Origin of the sequence: Streptomyces sp. NPDC005483 (assembly GCF_040606035.1) — a bacterium.
Taxonomy (GTDB): Bacteria; Actinomycetota; Actinomycetes; order Streptomycetales; family Streptomycetaceae; genus Streptomyces.
In genome coordinates, this window is record NZ_JBEXEA010000033.1 from 68586 (window position 1) to 88384 (window position 19799).

Annotated in this window: 22 protein-coding genes, 1 tRNA gene, 1 other RNA gene and 1 pseudogene; 7 read left to right on the forward strand and 18 right to left on the reverse strand. The window is 65.3% G+C overall.

Annotated elements, in window-relative coordinates:
* Window positions 1–4 precede the first annotated feature (4 nt).
* Window positions 5–2488, reverse strand: a complete 2484-nt coding sequence (locus ABZT06_RS40375) for a DNA polymerase III subunit gamma and tau (RefSeq protein ID WP_355752661.1) — start codon at window positions 2486–2488, stop codon at window positions 5–7.
* 45 nt (window positions 2489–2533) lie between these two features.
* Window positions 2534–2632: signal recognition particle sRNA small type (gene ffs, locus ABZT06_RS40380), an RNA gene on the reverse strand.
* A gap of 72 nt (window positions 2633–2704) precedes the next feature.
* On the opposite strand from ffs, the gene ABZT06_RS40385 reads away from it, so the two are divergent.
* Window positions 2705–2792 (forward strand) — tRNA-Ser (locus ABZT06_RS40385).
* Window positions 2793–2871: 79 nt separating this feature from the next.
* On the opposite strand, the gene ABZT06_RS40390 is transcribed toward ABZT06_RS40385, so the two are convergent.
* The 13 genes from ABZT06_RS40390 to ABZT06_RS40450 all read right to left on the reverse strand — a co-directional run bounded on the left by ABZT06_RS40390 (window position 2872) and on the right by ABZT06_RS40450 (window position 10070).
* Complete coding sequence (locus ABZT06_RS40390; protein WP_355752663.1) at window positions 2872–4104, reverse strand: site-specific integrase; 1233 nt, start codon at window positions 4102–4104, stop codon at window positions 2872–2874.
* Window positions 4104–4343: an excisionase family DNA-binding protein gene (locus ABZT06_RS40395; protein WP_355752665.1), complete on the reverse strand. Its 240-nt coding sequence runs from the start codon at window positions 4341–4343 to the stop codon at window positions 4104–4106. Before ABZT06_RS40395 ends, ABZT06_RS40390 begins: the two co-directional genes overlap by 1 nt.
* Before the next feature lie 237 nt (window positions 4344–4580).
* Window positions 4581–5963 carry a replication initiator protein RepSA gene (gene repSA, locus ABZT06_RS40400; protein ID WP_355752667.1) on the reverse strand — a complete coding sequence of 461 codons (1383 nt, stop codon included), beginning with the start codon at window positions 5961–5963 and terminating at the stop codon, window positions 4581–4583.
* Entirely contained in the window at window positions 5960–6166 is a 207-nt protein-coding gene (locus ABZT06_RS40405; RefSeq protein WP_355752669.1) for a hypothetical protein, read from the reverse strand. Before ABZT06_RS40405 ends, repSA begins: the two co-directional genes overlap by 4 nt.
* A gap of 88 nt (window positions 6167–6254) precedes the next feature.
* The gene (locus ABZT06_RS40410; RefSeq protein ID WP_355752671.1) at window positions 6255–6575 is read right to left on the reverse strand and encodes a SpdD-like protein; all 321 of its coding nucleotides are present in this window, start codon (window positions 6573–6575) and stop codon (window positions 6255–6257) included.
* Between the two features lie 12 nt (window positions 6576–6587).
* Window positions 6588–6743, reverse strand: coding sequence for a hypothetical protein (locus tag ABZT06_RS40415; protein ID WP_007382116.1), 156 nt, complete (start codon window positions 6741–6743; stop codon window positions 6588–6590).
* A 33-nt stretch (window positions 6744–6776) separates the two neighbouring features.
* Window positions 6777–6971 (reverse strand): mobile element transfer protein, encoded by a 195-nt coding sequence (locus ABZT06_RS40420; RefSeq protein WP_355752673.1) that lies wholly within the window; start codon window positions 6969–6971, stop codon window positions 6777–6779.
* 19 nt (window positions 6972–6990) lie between these two features.
* On the reverse strand, window positions 6991–7650 hold the full coding sequence (locus ABZT06_RS40425) for a DUF2637 domain-containing protein (protein ID WP_355752675.1): 660 nt from the start codon (window positions 7648–7650) through the stop codon (window positions 6991–6993).
* Window positions 7651–7724: 74 nt separating this feature from the next.
* Entirely contained in the window at window positions 7725–7919 is a 195-nt protein-coding gene (locus ABZT06_RS40430; protein WP_355752707.1) for a hypothetical protein, read from the reverse strand.
* The gene (locus ABZT06_RS40435) at window positions 7916–8152 is read right to left on the reverse strand and encodes a hypothetical protein (protein ID WP_355752677.1); all 237 of its coding nucleotides are present in this window, start codon (window positions 8150–8152) and stop codon (window positions 7916–7918) included. Before ABZT06_RS40435 ends, ABZT06_RS40430 begins: the two co-directional genes overlap by 4 nt.
* Window positions 8140–8286: a hypothetical protein gene (locus tag ABZT06_RS40440; protein WP_355752679.1), complete on the reverse strand. Its 147-nt coding sequence runs from the start codon at window positions 8284–8286 to the stop codon at window positions 8140–8142. The genes ABZT06_RS40435 and ABZT06_RS40440 overlap by 13 nt, the downstream gene beginning before the upstream one ends.
* 81 nt (window positions 8287–8367) lie before the next feature.
* Window positions 8368–9711 carry an FtsK/SpoIIIE domain-containing protein gene (locus tag ABZT06_RS40445; protein WP_355752681.1) on the reverse strand — a complete coding sequence of 448 codons (1344 nt, stop codon included), beginning with the start codon at window positions 9709–9711 and terminating at the stop codon, window positions 8368–8370.
* Between the two features lie 2 nt (window positions 9712–9713).
* Window positions 9714–10070, reverse strand: coding sequence for a hypothetical protein (locus tag ABZT06_RS40450; RefSeq protein WP_355752683.1), 357 nt, complete (start codon window positions 10068–10070; stop codon window positions 9714–9716).
* A gap of 134 nt (window positions 10071–10204) precedes the next feature.
* Between ABZT06_RS40450 and ABZT06_RS40455 the strand changes: the two genes are divergently transcribed.
* The 5 genes from ABZT06_RS40455 (at window position 10205) to ABZT06_RS40475 (ending at window position 16884) form a co-directional block, all read left to right on the forward strand.
* On the forward strand, window positions 10205–10978 hold the full coding sequence (locus tag ABZT06_RS40455) for a GntR family transcriptional regulator (protein ID WP_355752685.1): 774 nt from the start codon (window positions 10205–10207) through the stop codon (window positions 10976–10978).
* Window positions 10979–10991: 13 nt separating this feature from the next.
* A complete protein-coding gene (locus ABZT06_RS40460) occupies window positions 10992–11501 on the forward strand; it encodes a GNAT family N-acetyltransferase (RefSeq protein ID WP_355752687.1) in 510 nt (169 codons plus the stop codon).
* 1117 nt (window positions 11502–12618) lie between these two features.
* Window positions 12619–14571: an ATP-binding protein gene (locus ABZT06_RS40465; RefSeq protein WP_355752689.1), complete on the forward strand. Its 1953-nt coding sequence runs from the start codon at window positions 12619–12621 to the stop codon at window positions 14569–14571.
* On the forward strand, window positions 14564–15793 hold the full coding sequence (locus ABZT06_RS40470; RefSeq protein ID WP_355752691.1) for a hypothetical protein: 1230 nt from the start codon (window positions 14564–14566) through the stop codon (window positions 15791–15793). The genes ABZT06_RS40465 and ABZT06_RS40470 overlap by 8 nt, the downstream gene beginning before the upstream one ends.
* Window positions 15794–16242: 449 nt before the next feature.
* A complete protein-coding gene (locus tag ABZT06_RS40475; protein WP_355752705.1) occupies window positions 16243–16884 on the forward strand; it encodes an HNH endonuclease signature motif containing protein in 642 nt (213 codons plus the stop codon).
* Here the strand turns inward: ABZT06_RS40475 and ABZT06_RS40480 are convergent.
* On the reverse strand, window positions 16881–18140 hold the full coding sequence (locus tag ABZT06_RS40480; protein WP_355752693.1) for a DNA cytosine methyltransferase: 1260 nt from the start codon (window positions 18138–18140) through the stop codon (window positions 16881–16883). The two genes, ABZT06_RS40475 and ABZT06_RS40480, sit on opposite strands and share 4 nt — an antisense overlap.
* Before the next feature lie 93 nt (window positions 18141–18233).
* On the opposite strand from ABZT06_RS40480, the gene ABZT06_RS40485 reads away from it, so the two are divergent.
* Entirely contained in the window at window positions 18234–18698 is a 465-nt protein-coding gene (locus ABZT06_RS40485; protein WP_355752695.1) for a very short patch repair endonuclease, read from the forward strand.
* Here the strand turns inward: ABZT06_RS40485 and ABZT06_RS40490 are convergent.
* Window positions 18673–18843, reverse strand: a complete 171-nt coding sequence (locus tag ABZT06_RS40490; RefSeq protein ID WP_355752697.1) for a hypothetical protein — start codon at window positions 18841–18843, stop codon at window positions 18673–18675. The two genes, ABZT06_RS40485 and ABZT06_RS40490, sit on opposite strands and share 26 nt — an antisense overlap.
* A gap of 613 nt (window positions 18844–19456) precedes the next feature.
* Window positions 19457–19799 (reverse strand): annotated as a pseudogene (locus ABZT06_RS40495) (hypothetical protein); the annotation flags it as partial.

The window sequence follows — 19799 nt, forward strand, 5'->3', positions numbered from 1 at the left end:
GCCTCTACTCGTTCGTGATCTCCTCCACCACCGTCGCCCCGAGCTCCCGCACGATCAGTTCGCGGCCCGAGAGGGCCGACTCGTTGAGGTCGGGATCGTCATCCTCGGGGATGTCGTCCTCGATGGAGACCGGCGGGGGTTCCGGCGCGGACCGCTGTGGGGCGGGGGCCGCTGCGGGTGCGGGCGCCGGTCTCGGCCGGCTCGCCGGGGCGGACGTCGACTGGGGGGACGGCGGGGCCTGGGGGGCCGGCGCGCCGTAGCCTCCCGTGCTCCCGGTGCCGTAGCCGCCCGCGTTGCCGCCTCCGCCGTAGCCACCGCCGCCGCCGTTGAAGCCGCCGGGTGCCGGGGGTGCCGCGCCGCCGCCCGACGGGTCGACGACGGCCTCGATCTTCCACTGGACGCTGAACTGCTCGGAGAGCGCCTGGCGCAGCACCTCCTCGCTGCCGCTGCTGGCGAAGTTGTCGCGGGCGCCGACGTTGACGAAGCCGAGCTGGAGGGTGGTGCCGTCAAAGCCGGCCACCTGGGCGTTCTGGCTGAGCAGGATCCAGGTGAAACGGCGGCGGTTCTTGACCGCTTCCAGGATGTTGGGCCAGAGCTGGCGGGGGTCGAGGCCACCGGTCGGCGGCGCGTAGGCGGCCGGAGCGGGTGCGGAGGCCGCGGGGGCCGGCTGTGCCGGTGCCGGGGCGGCCGCGGGTCGGTGCGCTGCGGGCGTCTGTGACGGGCCGCTGCCCGCCGGGGTCGCGGTGGGCCAGCCACCGGGACGCCGACCGCCGCCGGCGGGGGCCGCGGTGGGCCAGGCGCCGGGGGCCGCGGCAGGGGTGGACGGCGGCTGGTGGGGCTGGTCCGGGTGGGCGGCGGGGGATTGGCCGGAGCTTGGGTCGGCCGGAGGGGCGGGCGGTGCAGCGGGGGCCTGGCCCGCGGGAGAACCGTGCGCCGGGCCGGCGGACGGGCCCGAGGGCGCACCTGCGGGGGCGTCCGGGGCGGGTGGCGCACCGGCGGGGACGGGGGGCGCACCGGCGGGGGTGGTTGGCGCACCGGCGGGGACGGGGGGCGCCGAGTCTGCCGTAGCGCCCGGGTATCCGCCCGGGCCACCCGCTCCCCCGGGAACCCCGCCCGCGATGCCGCTGCCGGACTCCGGGCCGCCGGGCGGTGCACCCGCACCCGAAGCCCGGACGGCGGCCCGGGCCGCGGCGGGACCGCCGCCGGGCGCAACCGGGGCCGCTGGTGTGGGCGGTACGGCGGCCATGGAGGGAGCCGGGGCTACTCCCCCGTGTGCCTGCGGCCCCGGCACGTATCCCATCGCGGGGGCGCCCGCGCCGGCCGAGAAGTTCACTCCCCGCTCGATGCGGTCGAGGCGGGCCATGACCGAGCGCTCGTCCCCGTAGGCGGCGGGGAGCAGTACGCGCGCGCAGATGAGTTCCAGCTGGAGGCGGGGCGAGTTGGCGCCGCGCATCTCGGTCAGGCCTTCGTTGACGAGGTCGGCGGCGCGGCTGAGCTCGGCGGCGCCGAAGGTGCCGGCCTGGGCCTGCATGCGCTCGATGACGTCGGCGGGGGCGTCGATGAGCCCCTTCTCGGCGGCATCGGGAACGGCGGCCAGGATGACCAGGTCCCGCAGCCGCTCCAGCAGGTCGGCGACGAAACGGCGCGGGTCGTTGCCCCCCTCGATGATCCGGTCGACGACCTCGAAGGCGGCAGCCCCGTCACCGGTGGCGAAGGCCTCGACGACGGAGTCGAGGAGTGAGCCGTCGGTGTAGCCGAGGAGAGAGGTCGCCATGGCATACGTCACACCCTCCTCCCGCGCTCCGGCGAGGAGCTGGTCCATGACGGACATGGAGTCACGCACGGAGCCCTGCCCGGCCCGCACCACGAGCGGCAGCACCCCGTCCTCGACGGGGATGTTCTCCTTGCCGCACACCTCGCCGAGGTACTCCCGCAGGGTGCCGGGCGGTACGAGCCGGAAGGGATAGTGATGGGTCCGCGACCGGATCGTCCCGATGACCTTCTCGGGTTCGGTGGTGGCGAAGATGAACTTGAGGTGCTCCGGGGGCTCCTCGACGACCTTCAGCAGCGCGTTGAACCCGGCCGACGTGACCATGTGGGCCTCGTCGATGATGTAGATCTTGTACCGGCTGCTCGCCGGGCCGAAAAAGGCCTTTTCGCGCAGCTCACGGGCGTCGTCCACGCCACCGTGGGAGGCGGCGTCGATCTCGATGACGTCGATGGACCCCGGGCCGTTCCTGGCCAGGTCCTGACAGGACTGGCACTCGCCGCAGGGGGTGGGTGTGGGCCCCTGCGCGCAGTTCAGGCACCTGGCGAGGATGCGCGCGCTGGTCGTCTTGCCGCATCCGCGCGGACCGCTGAACAGGTACGCGTGATTGACCCGGTTGTTCCGCAGCGCCTGCTGCAGCGGGTCGGTGACATGCTCCTGCCCGATGACCTCGGCGAACGACTCCGGGCGATAGCGGCGGTACAGCGCGAGAGACGACACGCATACGAGGTTATAGGCGCCCACTGACAACCCGACCCACGCGGAAACGCGAACGCCCCCCACGCACCCGCCAGAGCCGACCTACCCTTGCTGCCTTCCGGCCCTGGGGGAGTTCAGTCAGATAGCGCCGCGTGAGGGGCTGCCCAAACAGTACCCGATGGCGAGGGGTGGGAACGAGTTCGCGAGCACTCCTCAACGTCTTGTATTGTTTGCCGCGGAGGATTCGCCTAGAGGCCTAGGGCGCACGCTTGGAAAGCGTGTTGGGGGCAACCCCTCACGAGTTCGAATCTCGTATCCTCCGCCAGTGCCTCACCGGGCACGATGTCGAAGGGCCCCACCGTTCGCGGTGGGGCCCTTCGTCGTGCGTGGTCTCATTTTTGGTCTCATTGGGACCCAGCAGGACCCCACAGCTTCTCGCCGACCTGGTCCGCGACCTTCCGGAGCATAGGACCGGTGACGTGCATGTACCGGGCCCGCATCCGCGCGGCGCCACCCGGCTCCCAGCCCATGATTGCGTCCACGATCACATCCGGGACGCCAAGCAGGAGTAGAACGGTAGCCGCCGTGTGGCGAGCGTCATGAAGACGCCCGTCCCGCACGCCCGCATCCCGAAGCAGCCGCTTCCACACGTGGTAGTCGGTATTCGGGCTCAGCGGCCCGCCCGTAGGCGTAGCGAAGACATAGCCCTTGTCCTCCCAATCAGCACCGGCTTCCGCACGTTGACGGTCCTGCTCCTCCTTGTGCTTGCGGAGCAGTTTGATCAGGGGGGCAGGCAGGCCGACCGTACGGCGGCCGGAGCGCGATTTCGTGGTCTTGTGCTCGCGCCGGGTCTGCTCACGCTTTGGGCAGTAGCCAGGTTTTCTGCCGCACGGCTCACCGTCGCAGCCGTGCCGGTACCTGGGCCGGAGCCGATTTCGCCGGATACGGACGTACCCAGCGTCTAGGTCAACGTCCTCCCACTGGAGCGCGAGCGCTTCCCCTTGACGGAGGCCGATCGCGAGGGCGACGACCCACCGTGCGCTGTTGCGGAGCCTGGCGGCCTCCAGGAGCAGGCTTTGCACCTCCTCGATCGTGTACGGCTCCACCTCCTCCTCTTCGATCCGAGGCGCCCGGGCGATCTCCGCGACGTTGCGGGAGACATGCCCACGCCGCCTGGCCTCGGCTAGCGCCACACGCACTGTGCGGTGCACGTGATGCGCCGTCCCGGCCTTACTGCCTTCGCGTTGCATCTTGGCGTAGAAGGCCTCCAAGTGCTCCGGCTCCAGGCGGTCGAGCCGGTGCGCCCCGAGGCCCGGGACCAGATGCACGCGCACGTCCACCTCGTAACCGGCGTAAGTGTTCTCGGCGGCGTACTTCTCTGCGATCTCGTGCACCCAGTGCTCCAGCCAACTGCCAAGCGTCCACTTCTGACCCGGCTTGCTGAGGCTTCCTGAGTCGCGCTTCCGCTCGATCTCCCGGACTGCCTTGAGGACTTCAGCCTTGGTCTTGCGGCCGACATGCCGCCGGTCTGGTTGCCCGTCCGGGCCGACACCGACCGTCACGCGTCCGTGCCACCGTCCATCGGCCCCTTTGTAGATCGAGGCTGCCCCGTTCGGCTCACGGCTTCGCTTCGCCATCACGCGCACCTCATGGAGGAGGCAGAGCCGCCGCGCAGGCGGCCGACATACGCGGTAAGGGCATCCGCGGGTATCCGCCGCAGGCTGCCGACCTTGACCGACTCCAATTCACCCGAGGCTATGAGGCCGAAGCACGTCGTCCGGCCGATGCGCAGTCGCCGAGCAGCTTCCTCGACAGTAAGGAGGAGAAGCGTCGGATCGGCGGTTGTCGGGGCAAGTGTGGCTGCGGCTGTGGTCACTTCTCCTCCTTGATTTCGAGGCCGAGCAAGATCAAGACGTCACGGGCCGGCACGAGCGTGGAACCGCCGCAGACAGGGCATGGGAAGCGGGGCTCAGTCGAGTGACGGCCGAACCCGCCGCACTCCAAGCAGGCCGTCCACTCGTTGGCCACGAAGGCAGCCCAGCAGGCGGCACAGTCGGGGCAAGGCAATTCGCGGCACACCGGGCAGTCCGAGCCCGGCACGTTCCACAGACGCTCACGCATGATCGGATCCCTCCCTAGTGGCCAGTTCTTCGCGTGCGGTTTCGCGGTTGTGCTGGATGTCCCGGGCGATGGTGGCGGCGAGGGCGGATTCGCCGGGGGTGTGGCCGTGCCCGGCGTACTGCCAATCGGCGAGCACGAGGACGGTGTCGGGGGCGGTGTCGTCGAGGCCGCGGCCTTGGCGTTCCTGTGCTGCGCGATAGTCGGCTCGGGTCTGGCGGAGGGCGCCGAGGGTGGTGGAGTAGCGGCGGGACTTGGAGCTGAAGTGGCCGCGGAAGCCGAGCATGTGGGCCCAGTCGCGCAGCTTTCGGTCGGGGTAGAGGGCGTGCAGGTCCAGGCAGGCTTCGATCAGGCGGCGGGGGTGGCCCGGGATGCCAAGCAGTGCCAGGACTTCCTTGTTGCCGACCCGGCGATCAACCGTTCCGGTCGTCTCAGCGGCTTTGGTGGCGTACTTGGCGACGTAGGAGGCGACGGCCTGTTCAGTGAGCTCTGAGCCGTCCCCAAAGGCTTTGACTGGCCGTACGTCGAGCTGTCGGCCCCACGTGAAGGTGCGGGCGGGCTGGTCGCCGGAGGCGGGCACGCTCACCGTTGTGTAGCCGTGCCGGACGGCGGCGCGCACCGAGTCGGTGAGCAGGTCGACCGAAGCCCAGGAGGGCGGCGGGGAGTCAGGTCCATTGGGGCCGTCGAGGCGGATGACCGCATGGAAGTGGACCGCGCCGCGCTTCTGGAACTCAGCCACCTTGCCGTAGGAGACCCGGCAGGCCTCGGCGAGTTCGCGTTGGGTGAGTCCGGCCCGACGTGCGATCTCGCGGCGCAGCCGGTTGGCGAAGCGCATCCACAGCTCGCTCGCATGGTTGTTGAAGAGCACCGCGCCCGCGTAGTCGTAGGCCGCCGGGTCCAGGGCGGTGCCGAGGGCGGGATCGTCGGGGGCGTGGCGGGTCCCGCAGCCACAGCCGCCCTTGGGCCGGTTGTGGACCGGGCCGAACGAGGGCGCGGTGAGAGTGGCGAAGACCCGGGGGTGATCCCGGACGGTGGCGGGGATGTCGCGCTGGTCGTCGCCGACGAGCCCGGCACGTATCAGGTGATAGGTGTCCCCCGCGTACGTCCAGGCGCAGGCCGGGCAGCGGGAAGCACGCCGATTGCCGCATGCGATGCGCAGCCGTCCGCCAGGCTCTTGCTCGGTGCTGTAGCGGTGCAGGAGTTCGCCGGTCGTCTTGTCCTTGTGCAGGACCCAGCCGCGCAGGTGGATCGGGTCGGAGCAGCCGCCCGTGCGCTTGATCTGGTCCTGCCAGCGGTCGAAGTCCGGGGACCCGGCCACCCTGAGTGTGTCGGCGAGGGTGGCCGGGTCCAGGCCCGCGAAGGTCGCAGTGTCGGTCATGCGGCGGCCTCCACGTCCGCGGCCTTGAGACGCGGGCGGAGAGGCACGGTTCCGGTGCCGTGGCAGGTGCCGCAGTTGACGCGGAGCAGAACGCGAGAGCCGTCGCGGTGGCGGGTGCCGGAGGCTACGGCGGCAGTGGCGAAGCCGTCGCAGTTCGGGCAGATCCGCGCCGGATTGTGCGAGGCCGGGGTGTGGCCGGTCATGATGAAGGTTCCTTCCGGTTGAGAGATTCGGACAGGGGTGGCGCCCGGGCGGCGGATACTTGGCGGTGTCAGGCCGCCCGGGGGCCGGTCAGCGTCGGATGTCGGTGCTGAGGATTGAGCGGATGACCAGGGCGCACACGGCGACCGAGGCGCCCGTGATGGCGACCGCGAGCAGCATCGAGACCAGGACGGCGCCGACCACGAGCACAACCGCGGTGCCCATACCAGCCACGGCGACGACGGCGCCGGGGGTGAGCTGGACCGTGGGCCGCGAGGAAACCGGAGCCGGAGCCATCGGCGCGGGCGGCGGGGTCGGGGCGCCGAAGGTGATGCTGGTCGGTTGGATGACGGCGGGCGGGGTGCTGAGCCCGGTCGGCGTCGGGTTGACCGGGATCTTGGGTCGGATCATGGCGGGGGCTCCTTACTTGGTTGCGGTGTCGATGGCGGGGGCGAGGAAGCTGTCGGCGAGGAGGTAGCCGCCGATCAGCAGGACGATCACGAGCCACCAGGGCGGGCGGACGAGCTTGACGCCGACCAGGCCCAGGCAGGCGATGAAGAACCACAGCGGCACGGACATGAGCGATCTCCCTTCGGTGGGTCAGCGGATGGGTCAACGGACGGGGCAGCGGTGGCCGCGGGCGGCGACCATGGCGGCCTCGTAGGAGTCGTAGGCGGACGACCATCCGCAGTCCTCGGCCTCGCAGGCGGCGACGTACTTCATCTCGCCGGTGCGTCGGTCGGGTCCGCCGCCGATCGCGGTGGTGCCCACCCGGTGCATCTCGCTCCAGATCTGGTACAGGCCCATGGGTGAAGTTCCTTTCTCCTCAGGTGATTTGGGCGGCGATGGCGTCGACCATGGGGGCGGGGACGCCGAGGCGGGCACGCAGGGTGTCGGTGTCGATCGGCGATCCGGTCCGGGCCTGGTGGTCGTCGGCGACCTTCCGGGCGTGAGCCACCAAGGCGGCAGGCACGGCCGGGGCCGGGTCGGCAGCGGGCAGGGCCGGGGTGTCCTCGCCCGCGACGAGGGGAACAGGCGACGCGGCAGGGTCGGAGACCGGCTCGGGGGCAGGTGCGGGGGCCGGGGCGGCGGGCGCCGACGGAACCGGCACCCGGTCCCCGGCCGTGGTCGGCGAGTGAGCGAGCAAGGTGCCGCCGAGGAAGGCGAGCGCGGGCCACCCGGCGACGCCGAAGCGCAGCCAGGCCGGAGGGTGGGCGAGGTCGAGGAATCCGGCCGTGGCGACGTTGGCGCCGAGCGAGGCGATCAGGGCGATGAGGAACCAGCACCAGGCCAGCCGGGACGAACCAACGGCGCGCAGCCGACGCCATGCGGCCACCAGCAGCAGATCAACGCTGATCGGGTAGGCCCAGGCCTTCCAGCCGGATTGCCCGGCCGCAGCGGCTAGGTCGTGCAGGTGGGCGAAGGACAAGGCTCCGGCAATCACGGCCTGCACCAGCACGGCATCCGGGCGAAGCTGTCGGGTCATGTCTTCACCTCCTTCAGAGGAGTTGGGCCAGGGCGGGGCGGGGATCAGGTGTCCGGACGCCCCGCCCGGGCGGTTCAGTCGGTGGCTTCGCCGGAGCCGAGGCAGGCCAGGCACAGGCCGGTCTGCTGGCCGACCGCGCGCTGTTTGCGGCCGACGCGGACCGTGCGGGAGACCTCACCCGAGCCCTTGCACGTCGAGCACTTCACCGGCTCCGGCTTCGGGGCCGCAGGCTTACGGCGGCGGGTGGTCGGCTTCTGCGCGGCACTCACGGCATCCACCCCTCGCCGGGGTAGTCGGGGCCGTCGGTGGGGTCGTAGCCGGGCGGGAACAGGCCGGGCGGCGGCTCCGGCAGCGACGCGGCCAGGCACGGGCCCACGGCGTCGATGAACGTCTGGTCGGCCTCGGGGCCGAGGGTGTCGGCGTACACGGCCAGGGCGCCGAGCAGGATCACGGTGCGGTGGAAGTCCTCGCAGTTGTCGCACATGCCGGTCACCAGCTCCACTCAGAGTCGCTGTCTGGCGTGTCCTCGTCGCGGTAGTCGTCCATCACGTCCGGTGAGTTGTTCCACGCGGAGAGCAGGGCGGATTCCAGCGGGTCCGGCTCCGGGGTGCGTTCCGGGAACGGGATCACGGTCATGACGATCACCTCTGTTTCGGGCATGGGAGGGGTAGGGACCCGGCGCGAAGGCGGTCGCGCCGACCGTGGAACAGGGAGGGGCTAGGCGGCTTCGATCACCGCGGGCGTCTCAACCGGCGCGAGGTCATGCAGCGGGCGAAAGCGGGCCAACTCCGGCAGATCTGGGGCCAGGTTCGCGTGCTTGTTGCAGGCGGCGACGGCTTGACGCATGGTCGTGTGCGGGGTGCGGATGCGGACCCATTCACCCGTGGAGTAGCCGACCACGGCCATCCCGCGCCGGTCGTTGGGGATCTGCGTGGCGGCGAACACCGCGTGCGGGGAGATGTCCCCGAACGCCATCTTGGCCGTCGATTCGTCGTTGACGCGGTGCACCATCCGACCCGTGAGCTGGGCACGGAGCATGGTGATCCCGTCGCCGAGTTCGGAGCCGAAGCGCTGCCCGTAGATGTCCAGGAAGATCCCGGCTGCGCGGCCGAGCTGGGCGAGGCGGACCAGGGCCTTGACGATCCGGTCCCGGCGCGGGTCGTTCTTCTTCGTGCTCAGCGCGAGTTCGGCGATCTCGTCGATGGTGACCACGATCGGCACCGGCCGCAGGTCCTCGGGCAGGTCCCAGATGTTCGCGGCGATCTCCGCATGCGGAGTGTCCGCGCTGATCCTCTGTGTGCGGCGGATCGTGTCGTAGGTGACCTCCATCCGCGCCACGAGGGCTTCCAGCAGCTCCATGGCGTCATCCGGGTTGTCGGCGATCGCGGAGAAGCGGCGGGCGAACGGGCCGAGTTCCACACCCTTCTTGCAGTCGATGCCGACCAGCGCGACCGGCTGCGAGGCGAGCTCTTTGATCACGGTGCGCTGGGTGACCGACTTCCCGGACTGCGTCACGCCGACCGTGATCGCGTGCGGGACCTCGCGGTAGTCGCGGTAGTGCACCGAGCCGTCTTCGACCAGGGCGAGCGGGATCTTCAGCAGGCCGCGGTCGGTGTCGGCGGGCATCTGCACCCGCTTGAGGACGTCGTAGCCGGTCAGCGCGATCTCGATGACTCCGGGCTTGATCTCGCGGGAGGTGACCTGATGGACCGCGAAGGAGTGGCGCAGCCGGTCGGAGGCGGCGGCGAACTCGAACGCGTCCTGTCCGGGCCAGAGCCGGATCCGTAGCCGGAGGCCGGTACGGGTCGGGCGGATCCACACCAGACGCGGAACCCGCTGCTGCGGAACCGGCTTCTTCATCCAGCGGGCCAGTGCCCGGCGCATCCGCGAGGCGGGAACGGTCAGGCGGCAGGCTTCCATGACGGCCGCGTAGCGGAACAGCACCCGCAGGATCGCGAGGGTGACGCCGAAGCTCAGCCAGTACCAGACCGGGCGGCGCCACTTCAGCAGCAGCGCCACAACGGCCAGGACCGCGAGCGCGATCCCTATCCACGTCGTCATGCTCAGGCCGCCTTCGGCTTCGACGCAGCGGCGACAAGCGAGGTGACGGCGACCGCGCGGAAGGCGATGCCGTGCCGCTTCTGGCCGTTGAACTCGTTCTCCCACGGCCGCGCGATCAGCCCCGTGAGCGCGACCGGGGTACCCATGGCGAGGTCGCCGGAGATGCCGGTCTCGGGGACCGTGATCGTGAGGATCTCCACGTCGCCGTTGGCCGCGAACATCACGTTCACGGTCATCAGCGTCGCGCCGGTCTCGGTGTCGGTGGCGATCTCGCCGGTACGCCGGTCCTTGATCTTCGGCTCGGGGGCCTGGGCCACCATCACGGTGGCGGCGGAGGTGTCTACAGGAATCTGACGCACAGCGCATCACTCCTTGTTCGTGGCACACCTCAAGTGCGCCAACTGGCTTGAGCCACTTACTGGCTTAAGCCAGTTGAGCACACGCCGCCGTCTGGGTCAACAAGGTGGCTTGAGCCAGTTGCTAGACTCCGGTCATGACGTCCGCCCGCCCCTCGACTTCGCAGCCACCAAGCCGACGCATCGCTGAAGACCTCCGTCGTCAGATCGAGGTCGGCGAGCTGCGTCCCGGTGACAAGCTGCCGTCCGAGCGAGCGTTGGCCGAGACGTACGGGGCGGCTCGAAACACCGCGCGCGAGGCGATTCGGATCCTTGCTGAGCAGGGACTCGTCACCGCGAAGCATGGGAGCGGTGTCTTCGTCAGGGAGCCGCAGCGGCTGTTTCGCTTTGGCAGCGACCGCTACTCGCTCAAGAACCGCGAGACGGGGCTGACGCCGTTCCGGTTGGAGGCGAAGCGGCAGGGCAAGACCGCGAGGATTGAGGTCCCGTCCATCGCTCGCGAGAGGCCGCCGACGGACGTCGCGGAGCGCCTCAAAGTGCCAGTCGGCGAAGAGAGCGTTATCCATCGGGAGAACTACTACTTCGCGGATGACGAGCCTGTGCAGATCGTCTCCACCTACCTTCGGTGGGACGAGGCTCAGGGGACGCTGCTCATGCAGCCCAAGACCGGGAAGGACGGCATCTACGGCCGTCTAGAGGAGTTGGGCCACGTCATGACGCGCGTCCGTGACGAGATCAGCGCGAGGATGCCCACCCCAGAGGAAGCCGCGATCCTCGAACTCCTGCCGGGTGTGCCCGTCTTGGAGGTGCTGCACACGAGCTTGGATCAAGACGGGGTCCCCTTCGAGGTCTCGCGGTACGTACACCGAGCCGACCAGACCGGATTGCTCTACGAACTGCCAGTCGAGTGACGAGGAGCCGCACGTGAAGTCTGTGATCGTCCGACCCTTCGAGGACAGTGATCTGGCTGATGCCGCAGCGGCGTTGATCGATGTACACGCCACCGACGGGTATCCGGTCGAAGGAGTTGAGCAGCCCGAGACTTGGTTGCAATCCGCTGACGTGATCACCGCGTGGGTGGGAGAGCTGGACGGAGCCGTAGTCGGGCACGTGGCGATCATGCGCCCTCACGACGAGGATGCGGTCTCCCTCTGGATGCAGCAGAGCAGCGACAAGAAGGATCAAATTGCCGTACTGGCCAGGTTGTTCGTCGTCCAGTCAGCCAGGAAGCATGCTCTCGGCGAGCGCCTGATGCAGGCCGCCATGAGCTACGCCGAAGAGCACGGGCTTCGCCTTGTCTTGGACGTGATGACCAAGGACACCGCCGCTATGCGGCTGTACGAACGACTCGGATGGCGCGAGATCGGACGAGCCCCGCACCGGTACGGAAGTGGCCAGAGCATCGACGCAGTGTGCTACGTCGCCCCAAGCTGATCCCGGCGCGGTGGGAGTTTCCCTACTTCATCAAGGCTCGCTCCGCTCGCGGCCGTCCTGCTCCGGCCGCGAGCACCAACCGCCCTATGACCTGGGGATCTTCCTCCGGTGACGCAGGGCACGCCCGCGGGGAACCGCCGCCACGATCCGGCCTAGAGATGGAAGACCCAGCAGCACCCGTAGGGCCCATAAGGCGCACGAGCACGAGACACCCCATCAAGACCATGAGACCCGAGCCGCCCAACGAAGTCGGGATCGATCCAAGAGGACCGAGGGGCCGCGCACGCGCGGCGGCGCCGGTCGGTCGCCGCCGCGCCGCCTCTATGTCTCCGCCACCGGCCGCGCACCGTCGCCCGCCCGTCGCCACCAGCAGCGGCCAAGAACCCAGCACCGGGCCATGAGGTACAGGGGATTGCCGCACACCAGGCCAAAGACGCGTTGGGTTACCGACAAGGCCGGATCGCGGCGGCGGTTCCCCGCGGGCTACCTCGCTACCGGGGTCGTTGCCCCGTGGCTGGGGCGGTCGGCTCCGCGACTTTAGCCAGCCACTTTGGGGGGAGCCTCGAAGATCATGGCCCCAACGTCGTGCTTTAACGGGCAGGTCCACAGACTGCCCGACGCGCCGGAAGCTTACGGGGCCATGATCACTCCCCCCAAAGCAGCTCCCGGCCAAAGTCGCTACACCGACCTGACGGTACCTGAGGCTTTAGACACTGTTCACACCCGAGAAAGCTAGCGTGACGATGGCACGCTCCGGGCAGCATCCCTCATCGCGCCGTTCGAGCTTCGGCACCGGAGCGTCATGTGTGAGCGCGCCGCGCCTGACAACGACACTTGAACCACGAAGGCGGAGGGAAGCCAACCGTACTCGAGCTGAGACCAAGACAAATGCGATACAAGTGCACTGCTTCTGACGTTTCTCATCGCCCGATGGCACAAGTACCTACACTGAGTGGGCGATGCCCAGACGTCTCGACCCTTGAACGTTTGATCGAGGCGAAGGAACTGCTGAGGACTGACCCGGTTAGACGCAGGAGGTTGTCATAAATCGAAATGTGCGAACTGAGGCGAAGGTTCAAAGCACTGACTCCGCGGAGAGGAAGGCAAGTAACCGGCGATGAGTCCGTTGCACAATGAGCTAGACCAGCAGTTCGCCAACGAGCTTCGAAACAAGGTCGGACACTCCCATCCGGTCGAACATGTGCTGACTACCAATGACCGTGTCATCGCCCGGGTTACTGATGGAATCTACCGTCAACCTGGATCGGCAGTCAGGGAACTCATCGCAAACGCCTACGACGCAGATGCTACCTGGGTTTCAGTCAAAACTGATGCCCCGCGGTTCAGTCGTATCACGGTAGAAGACAACGGAACAGGGATGACTCCTGAATCCGTTATCCACTTGCTTCACAACATCGGGGGAAGCGCTAAACGAACAGATGAAGGTCAAGAACTCGGAATCACGTCCGAGGATGACTCAAATACCAGTCCGGGGGGCCGCAAGCTCATCGGAAAGTTGGGAATTGGCATATTCTCAGTATCCCAACTTACTCACAGTTTTCAAATCATCACGAAAACAGCGAACGATCGATACCGCACGGTGGTACTCGTAAATCTACGCCAGTTCGCCGATGGCCCTATTGACACTGAAGGAAGCAACTTCAAGGCGGGTAGCTATCAGGCTTGGAGGGAGCCGACTGATGACATCGATGCCCATGGCACGACGATTGTTCTAACTTCCATTCGCCCTCAAACCAGAGACAGTCTTCGCAGTGAGCAGCTATGGGGCACCTTCACTAACGCTCTGAGCGAAGTAGGCGAGGCGAAGGCTCGTTCATCTATTCCCAAATATCATATTGGCCATCTTGACGCCCACGGCCTCCATATTGAAGACCCCAAAAATCAGCAGCGGAGCCTTCCTTGGGATGATCGAGACGACTCGCAGGAAGCATTCGCGAAGATGGTGCAGAGCGTCTGGTCGTCCGCGCAGGGACGCACCGCTGTCAAACTCTCAGATATGTTTGACACCTATCTCCAGATGCTATGGAACCTTGCTCTAGCGCTACCACTCCCTTACGTCGAAAAAAATATCCTCGACGAGAGGGTCGCGGATGATTGGGCATATTTCTACAAGCTTGCAAATGACTCCAAAGGAGCGGCACAGGAGCTAAAAAGCGGCGACCCCAGTATCACCGTTCGGCAACTCGCCGGCCTAGCTCCCACTGAAGCTTCTCCCACTGATTTCAAAGTTATCATTGACGGCGTACAAATTAGTCGGCCGATCAAATTCCGTAACCTGCCAACCACGCAACACGTACTTAAGAAGCCGATAGTTTTCGTCGGGTCACTACTCCAAGAGTTCAAAGGCTACGACCGAGACGTCACTGCCGGACCGTTGGAATTTGAAGGCTACCTTGTCTGGACTCCCAAAGTAGCGCCCACTGATCATCAAGGCGTCCTCGTTCGTATCCACGGGGCGAGTGGCACTCTATTCGACTCAACTTTTTTCAACTATCAGGTCGCAGAATTGACTCGCCTGCGACAAATCACGTGCGAGATTTTCGTCAAACAGGGGCTAGAAGCTGCACTTAACATCGACCGCGAGAGCTTCAATACTGCTCACCCACATACGGTCGTTCTCACGCGATGGCTACACAACGCACTGCGTCAACTAGCAACAACTCAGAAGCGTCAGGCTCAGCAACTCCGGCTGGAAGCCAGAGGGTCAGCAGAACGCGACGCGGAAGACCGGATCAGTCGCATCGTAACGTCCGCTAATTCACTACGCACCGACGGTGAAGGCGTGGTCCCGGAGATTCGCTTCGCACGTTCTCATCAAGAACCGGCAACAAAGAGCGTGGGAATCTCTCAAACTTTCGATCTTGACCGGATCGTCAACGAGATTCCGGATAGGCCCCCCGCGGAAGTGAATTCCAACAGCATTCGAAAGCTGGAGGCTATCACTAAAGTGCTGTCCGTATACGGGGTTCTCGAACAGCTAACCCCGAAGGAACAAGACAACCTGCTTGGGTCGATCCTCGGTATCATGGAAGCTGAAAACCTTGGCTGAAGAAGTGACAGGCTCCAGTGAGCCAGATGACCTCCGTGACATTCTTGGTGACGGTCCGCCTCCTTTTCCAGCAAAGATAGAACGTGAGTTCAAGCCGTGGCACCGCCCACGCAAACAATATGTGCGCAATTCTCAATGGTCTCGCGAAATTGGGATCCTAGCACGCGACCTTAACCTCAGAGGTAGCGAGCTCCGTTACCTTACCCTGCCGGGCAACGATTTGCTCGATATACGCCATATCGCGGAGACCGTTTGCTCGCCGCGTGAGGTTACGCTTCGATATCTGGGATTTAATTCTGCCGCAGCTCCGTTGGCGGTTCAGCAATCGGACCTCAATTCCGCTGAATTCTCCATTATTAGAATGGGCTGCATTCACCCTCAATCCGAGGTCTATTCGGCCGACTTTCGCTCAGTAGGGCAGAGTCGTTCGCCAGAATGGCACCGCGTGAAGCGAGACGCGCCCTTCCATGCCATCAATATTGACCTCTGTGGCGGGTTCGCAGGAGTAGAGAAGGCCGGAGGTGTGCCCAACTATTTCGCGGCCCTGCAAGCCATACTCCAGCACCAGATGCATTCCGATGAAGATTTTCTACTTTTCATCACAACCCGAATGGATGATAGCAACGTAGACGTCAGAGTAAAGGAAACTCTGATTGGAATGGCCCAAGACATCCACGATACGTGTCAAGCGTATGCGTCCGAGTTTGCGGCTTCCTGGGGGTTGCAGGAGAATGTCTCGCCCGTACATGTAGCTGACTTTACCGATGCAGGTGAAGCATTCATGCTCGGGCTCACGCAGTGGATCATCTCACGCGGAGTAGATCTCGGACTTAAAGCTTCAGTGAAGAGCTTTATGACATATCGAACAGGTAATGGCCAAGGTGTGGATGATATCGTCTCTCTCGCTATTCGTTTCAAGCCCGATCCGGTCATTCAGCCCGATCCACACGATCTCATTAGGGTAGTTAACCCCCCGGCATCTCCCACAGATAAAATGTGCGCTCAGTCAAGCACTGTCCCTGGGCGGGTTAGCAATCGAACTAGAGTAGATGAGATGCTTCGAGCTCAAGCCGATGAATTTGAAAGATGTATTCGAGAGTCCTCTGAGCTTCTCGGCGCCGCTGGATACGATGCAAGCCGCTATCGCGAGTGGGTCATGCAGGAAGACGGCCAGAGCGAGGCCCCTCGTGGGGAGAGCGCAGAAGCGCAACCTGGAGCGTGAGCGGACGGTTCGCAGTTAGACGACCCACAGGCTGCCTAGTCATGCTAACCGAGCGCCCGAGCCCGGCTCGGCAGCCCGGCAGTGTCCGGGTTGCGACGTAGGAAGGCGCCTCATGTCATGTGGCTCCGACCCTGCCGCTCTACCACGTGCACCTCTGATTCCCTGGGCTACAAGTGGCTACAGCATCTAGACGAGCCTGCCTCGACGGTCGCCGAGACCAGCTGAGGCAGGGCAGAAGCGGAGTCTCTGGGCAAAGATCGACTGAGCCGGCAATAATCCCTGCCATGCTTCCGATCGATATGGACGAACCAGAAGACCCAAGAAGGGCGCCGGACGGCACTCTGTGGTGGGAACTTTCGTTCTGGCCTGGTACCAAAAGGGATTTTGGCCAGGAACCGCGGTTGGGCGCATGGCTCTGGTTCCACAAGGAAGTCGGCGAGACTTTCACAATGCGGGAACTGCGCCTCGCCCTAGGTCCTGACGTTGCAGACAACTCAGAGCATCTAAATCGCCGCCTTCGTAAGTTGCGAGAATTCGACTGGATCATTCCATCGTATAAGGATGATCGCACTCTCCCCCAGGATACTTACCGGCTAGAGGCAAAAGGTCGGCGACTTTGGCTAGCAACCGAGAGGAAGCGCGCCAATGCGGGCCCTAAGTTTTCGCAACGAACCCGTCGAATAGTTCTAGACCGAGACGGCCACAGGTGCAAGGTCTGCGGTGTTGGAGCGGGCGAATCCTATCCAGGCGAGCCTGGCAGTAAGGCGAAACTCACCATTGGTCATCGAGTTCCACAGGAGCGACTGCGAGCAAGAGGAGCTGCCGACGACATCGACAACTGGCGGACGGAATGCGCCCGCTGCAATGAAACAGTACGGAACGAGTTGCCTGATCCGGAGCAGTACGACGAGGTAACTGCCGAGATCAAGCAGCTACGCAAGGCCGATCTCACGCTTCTTCTGAATTGGCTTCGTACCGGCGAGCGTTCACGCTCGAAGCTTGATCGAGCATATGACCGTGCACGGCAACTATCCCACGCCGAGCACGCAACGCTAATTGCGTATGTCGAGAAACTACTCGGCTACAGTTAGCTGATACGGGACCGCTGCTCAGCGAAACGCACGTGCCGCTCGTGGCCTTCCTGCCCTATAAAGCCCTTGAAGCCCACGAGCCGGTACGCGCGGCCGCCAAGTTGGTCGTCCTCGTCGATGACAAAGTCCCTTGCCAATGTGGCCATACGGCGCTCAAAGGTCGCAGAGTCGATCTTCTCGCCCGACAGCTTCACCAGCTCTTTCTCCGTCAGCGCAGCTGGAGCACTTTTCAAAGCCAGGTAGAGCCGGTCGTGCATGACCTCGTCCTCCACCTCAGACAAGTCCTTCGGCTGACCCTTGCGGTTCAGCGCATTGGCGATTGAAGTGCCCACTGCCCTGGCTACCGGTGGCGGGAAAGCGTTGCCGATTTGCCGATACTTCGTCGTCTTTCGGCCTGTGAACTCCCAGGCGTACTCCGGTTCACGCCCCCAGCCTTGCAGACGTGCAACCATTTCCGTCGTGAGCTTAGGCCTGAAGTCAGAGGGGACCGAATCATCCGGCGGGAAATCGGCAACACCCATCGCGTCTACCCAGAGGTCACGCCAAGCCGCCTTAGCACGTGTCGGTCCAAGATCGGCCCCTCCGTGCTTCTTGGAACCGCCCACGATAGTGGGAGCAATATCGTTTGCCTTTTTCCTCCATGCCTTGGCGCCTGGCCAGCCGTTCGCCTTCATCAAGTCAAAAAGTGCGTCCCCGACCGTGCCCTCGTAAGGCGTTTTTTCCGGCCACTCGAACCAGGGAGCATCTTCATTACGCAGCGCGACTAGAACGAATCGGGGGCGTAGTTGCGGAACGCCGTAGTCGCTAGCGTGGAGAAGCTTCCAGTCCGACCAGTAGCCAAGGTCTTTCAGCCGATCCTTCACGTGTTGGCGATACGCGGAGAAGCGGGGCATTGAAAGCCCACGCACGTTCTCCAAGAGGACAGCCCTCGGCTGCATCCTTCCCGCGAGTTCAACGGCCCACGCGAAAAGATCACGCTCGTCGGTAGCGCCAAGCTGCTTGCCAGCAATGGAAAATGGGGGACAGGGGACTCCGCCAGCGAGCAGGTCAACGTCGCAAAACTCCTTGGGGTTCCAGACTGCCTCGTCCGCCACGTCACCATGCCGTACGTCCCAGTGTGGGCGGTTCTTCCGGAGCGTGTTCACCGCGTTCTCGTCGAGTTCAACGGCCAACGCATGGTCGAAACCGGCCAGCTCAAGGCCGAGCGACTGGCCCCCAGCGCCCGCGCAGATTTCCACGGCCGTCAGATCAGCCACGCTCGTACCTCCACATCAGCATTGCTCAGGTCTACCATCCTGACGCATCAAACACCGAGGGTCTGACACTGGCTCTTGGCTACGCTGTAGCCGATGGCCCACGACAGTGACCCCGCATACCCGACGCCGCCGACTCCTGGCCGCTCGCGCAACATGGCTGCCATCAAGCGGCGGGACACCAAGCCCGAACGCACCATCCGGTCCATGCTTCACGCTGCAGGCAAGCGGTACCGCGTGGATCTGCGACTGCAGCTTGAGGGTGCACGGCCACGGCCGGACATCGTCTTCACCCGGGCGCGCGTCGCTGTCTTCGTGGACGGGTGCTTCTGGCACTGCTGCCCTGAGCACGGCCGAAAGCCCGGCGTTAACAGCGGCTACTGGGGGCCGAAGCTGGAGCGCAACATCGCGAGAGACAGAGCCGCCAACGAGGCCCTGACAGCCGCAGAATGGACAGTCATCCGTGTGTGGGAACACGAGGCCCCAGAGGAGGCCGTAGAGCGCATCCTCGGCGTACTCGACGCCTCTGCCTCAGCTAGTCGAGACGCCCGAACTCGATGAGGTCCTGTTCCGCATCCTCTTCGCGACGCAACACGATCCGGCCGTCGCCGTTGCTGTAGGCCAGGACGGAGCTCCCGGGCGATAGACCTGCCTCGGCCAGCACCCCGAGGGGAAGGACTACCGAGCCGTCTTCTGCGATCGTCAACTGACTAGGTTCCCTGAGCACAGGACAGAGCCTCCTATGCTGCAACCTCAGTCGCAAGCGACGGGCGATGTGGCTGCTTAAGGCACCTGGTCAGGTTGCAGTGCTCTCCCGGCGGCCAGGCACAGCCGGTCCGGGCCGTGGTCTCACTTCTGGTCTCATTCACAGGCGTACCGTCGCGTCCGGACCAGTACCAGAGCGCCTCAAGCTTCAAGACGGCGAGCCTTCGCAGACGCAGGTGAACGGCCTCGTACGGCCCTCCCAGGGACACGAGCACCCTTGGAAAGCGTGTTGGGGGCAACCCCTCACGAGTTCGAATCTCGTATCCTCCGCAGCCGCCTGACCAGGCGAAATGAAGAGCTGGACCGCTCATTGCGGTCCAGCTCTTCGGCATGCTCTGGTTGCAGTTTCGGTTGCATTTATAGCCGACATTTGGAACAAATCATCAAGCGGGAAGAGCGCACGCTCACGTCCTCATAGGGCGACCGGCGCAGTGCAGCCACACCATCTGCCGGGACACGTCACGACGGTTCCCGGCAGCCAGGTCCCACTGCGGCGACTCTGGTTCTCGGCGGATCCACGCGGATCTGTCCACGGTCCCGGGACGAGATCGCGGTCAGAGCCCGATCACCAGAACCTTGCTGCCGCACAGCCGGGTCATGTCATCGACATCCGACGTGAGGACGGCGACCGGACCAGGCTGACGCAAGGCTGCTTCCGCGACGGTGGCGTCGATCGCGTACTTGTGTCCGTGCAGACCGGCGCCCTTGAGCAGTTGTGCCGCCGCTTTGGCCGCTGCCTCCGTGACCGGCTCCACCTTGACCCGGGAGAGCGCCCAATGCAGTCGGGGCAGATTCACCCTGGTGAAGTTCCCCCCGCGAACTGGACAGCGGGTGTTTACGCTGCCGGGACGAGGTTCTGCCTGAGCAAGGATCTCGTTTCGAGCGGGGTGACGTACC

Bases quoted from the DNA above. Each gene is read 5' to 3' on its own strand.
- ABZT06_RS40415 (WP_007382116.1), bottom strand. From the start codon at position 6,743: ATGTCCGTGCCGCTGTGGTTCTTCATCGCCTGCCTGGGCCTGGTCGGC.
- ABZT06_RS40410 (WP_355752671.1), bottom strand. From the start codon at position 6,575: ATGATCCGACCCAAGATCCCGGTCAACCCGACGCCGACCGGGCTCAGC.
- ABZT06_RS40475 (WP_355752705.1), top strand. From the start codon at position 16,243: ATGCGGGAACTGCGCCTCGCCCTAGGTCCTGACGTTGCAGACAACTCA.
- ABZT06_RS40425 (WP_355752675.1), bottom strand. From the start codon at position 7,650: ATGACCCGACAGCTTCGCCCGGATGCCGTGCTGGTGCAGGCCGTGATT.
- ABZT06_RS40455 (WP_355752685.1), top strand. From the start codon at position 10,205: ATGACGTCCGCCCGCCCCTCGACTTCGCAGCCACCAAGCCGACGCATC.
- ABZT06_RS40420 (WP_355752673.1), bottom strand. From the start codon at position 6,971: ATGGGCCTGTACCAGATCTGGAGCGAGATGCACCGGGTGGGCACCACC.
- ABZT06_RS40440 (WP_355752679.1), bottom strand. From the start codon at position 8,286: ATGACCGTGATCCCGTTCCCGGAACGCACCCCGGAGCCGGACCCGCTG.
- repSA (WP_355752667.1), bottom strand. From the start codon at position 5,963: ATGACCGACACTGCGACCTTCGCGGGCCTGGACCCGGCCACCCTCGCC.
- ABZT06_RS40405 (WP_355752669.1), bottom strand. From the start codon at position 6,166: ATGACCGGCCACACCCCGGCCTCGCACAATCCGGCGCGGATCTGCCCG.
- ABZT06_RS40485 (WP_355752695.1), top strand. From the start codon at position 18,234: ATGGCCCACGACAGTGACCCCGCATACCCGACGCCGCCGACTCCTGGC.
- ABZT06_RS40465 (WP_355752689.1), top strand. From the start codon at position 12,619: ATGAGTCCGTTGCACAATGAGCTAGACCAGCAGTTCGCCAACGAGCTT.
- ABZT06_RS40445 (WP_355752681.1), bottom strand. From the start codon at position 9,711: ATGACGACGTGGATAGGGATCGCGCTCGCGGTCCTGGCCGTTGTGGCG.
- ABZT06_RS40390 (WP_355752663.1), bottom strand. From the start codon at position 4,104: ATGGCGAAGCGAAGCCGTGAGCCGAACGGGGCAGCCTCGATCTACAAA.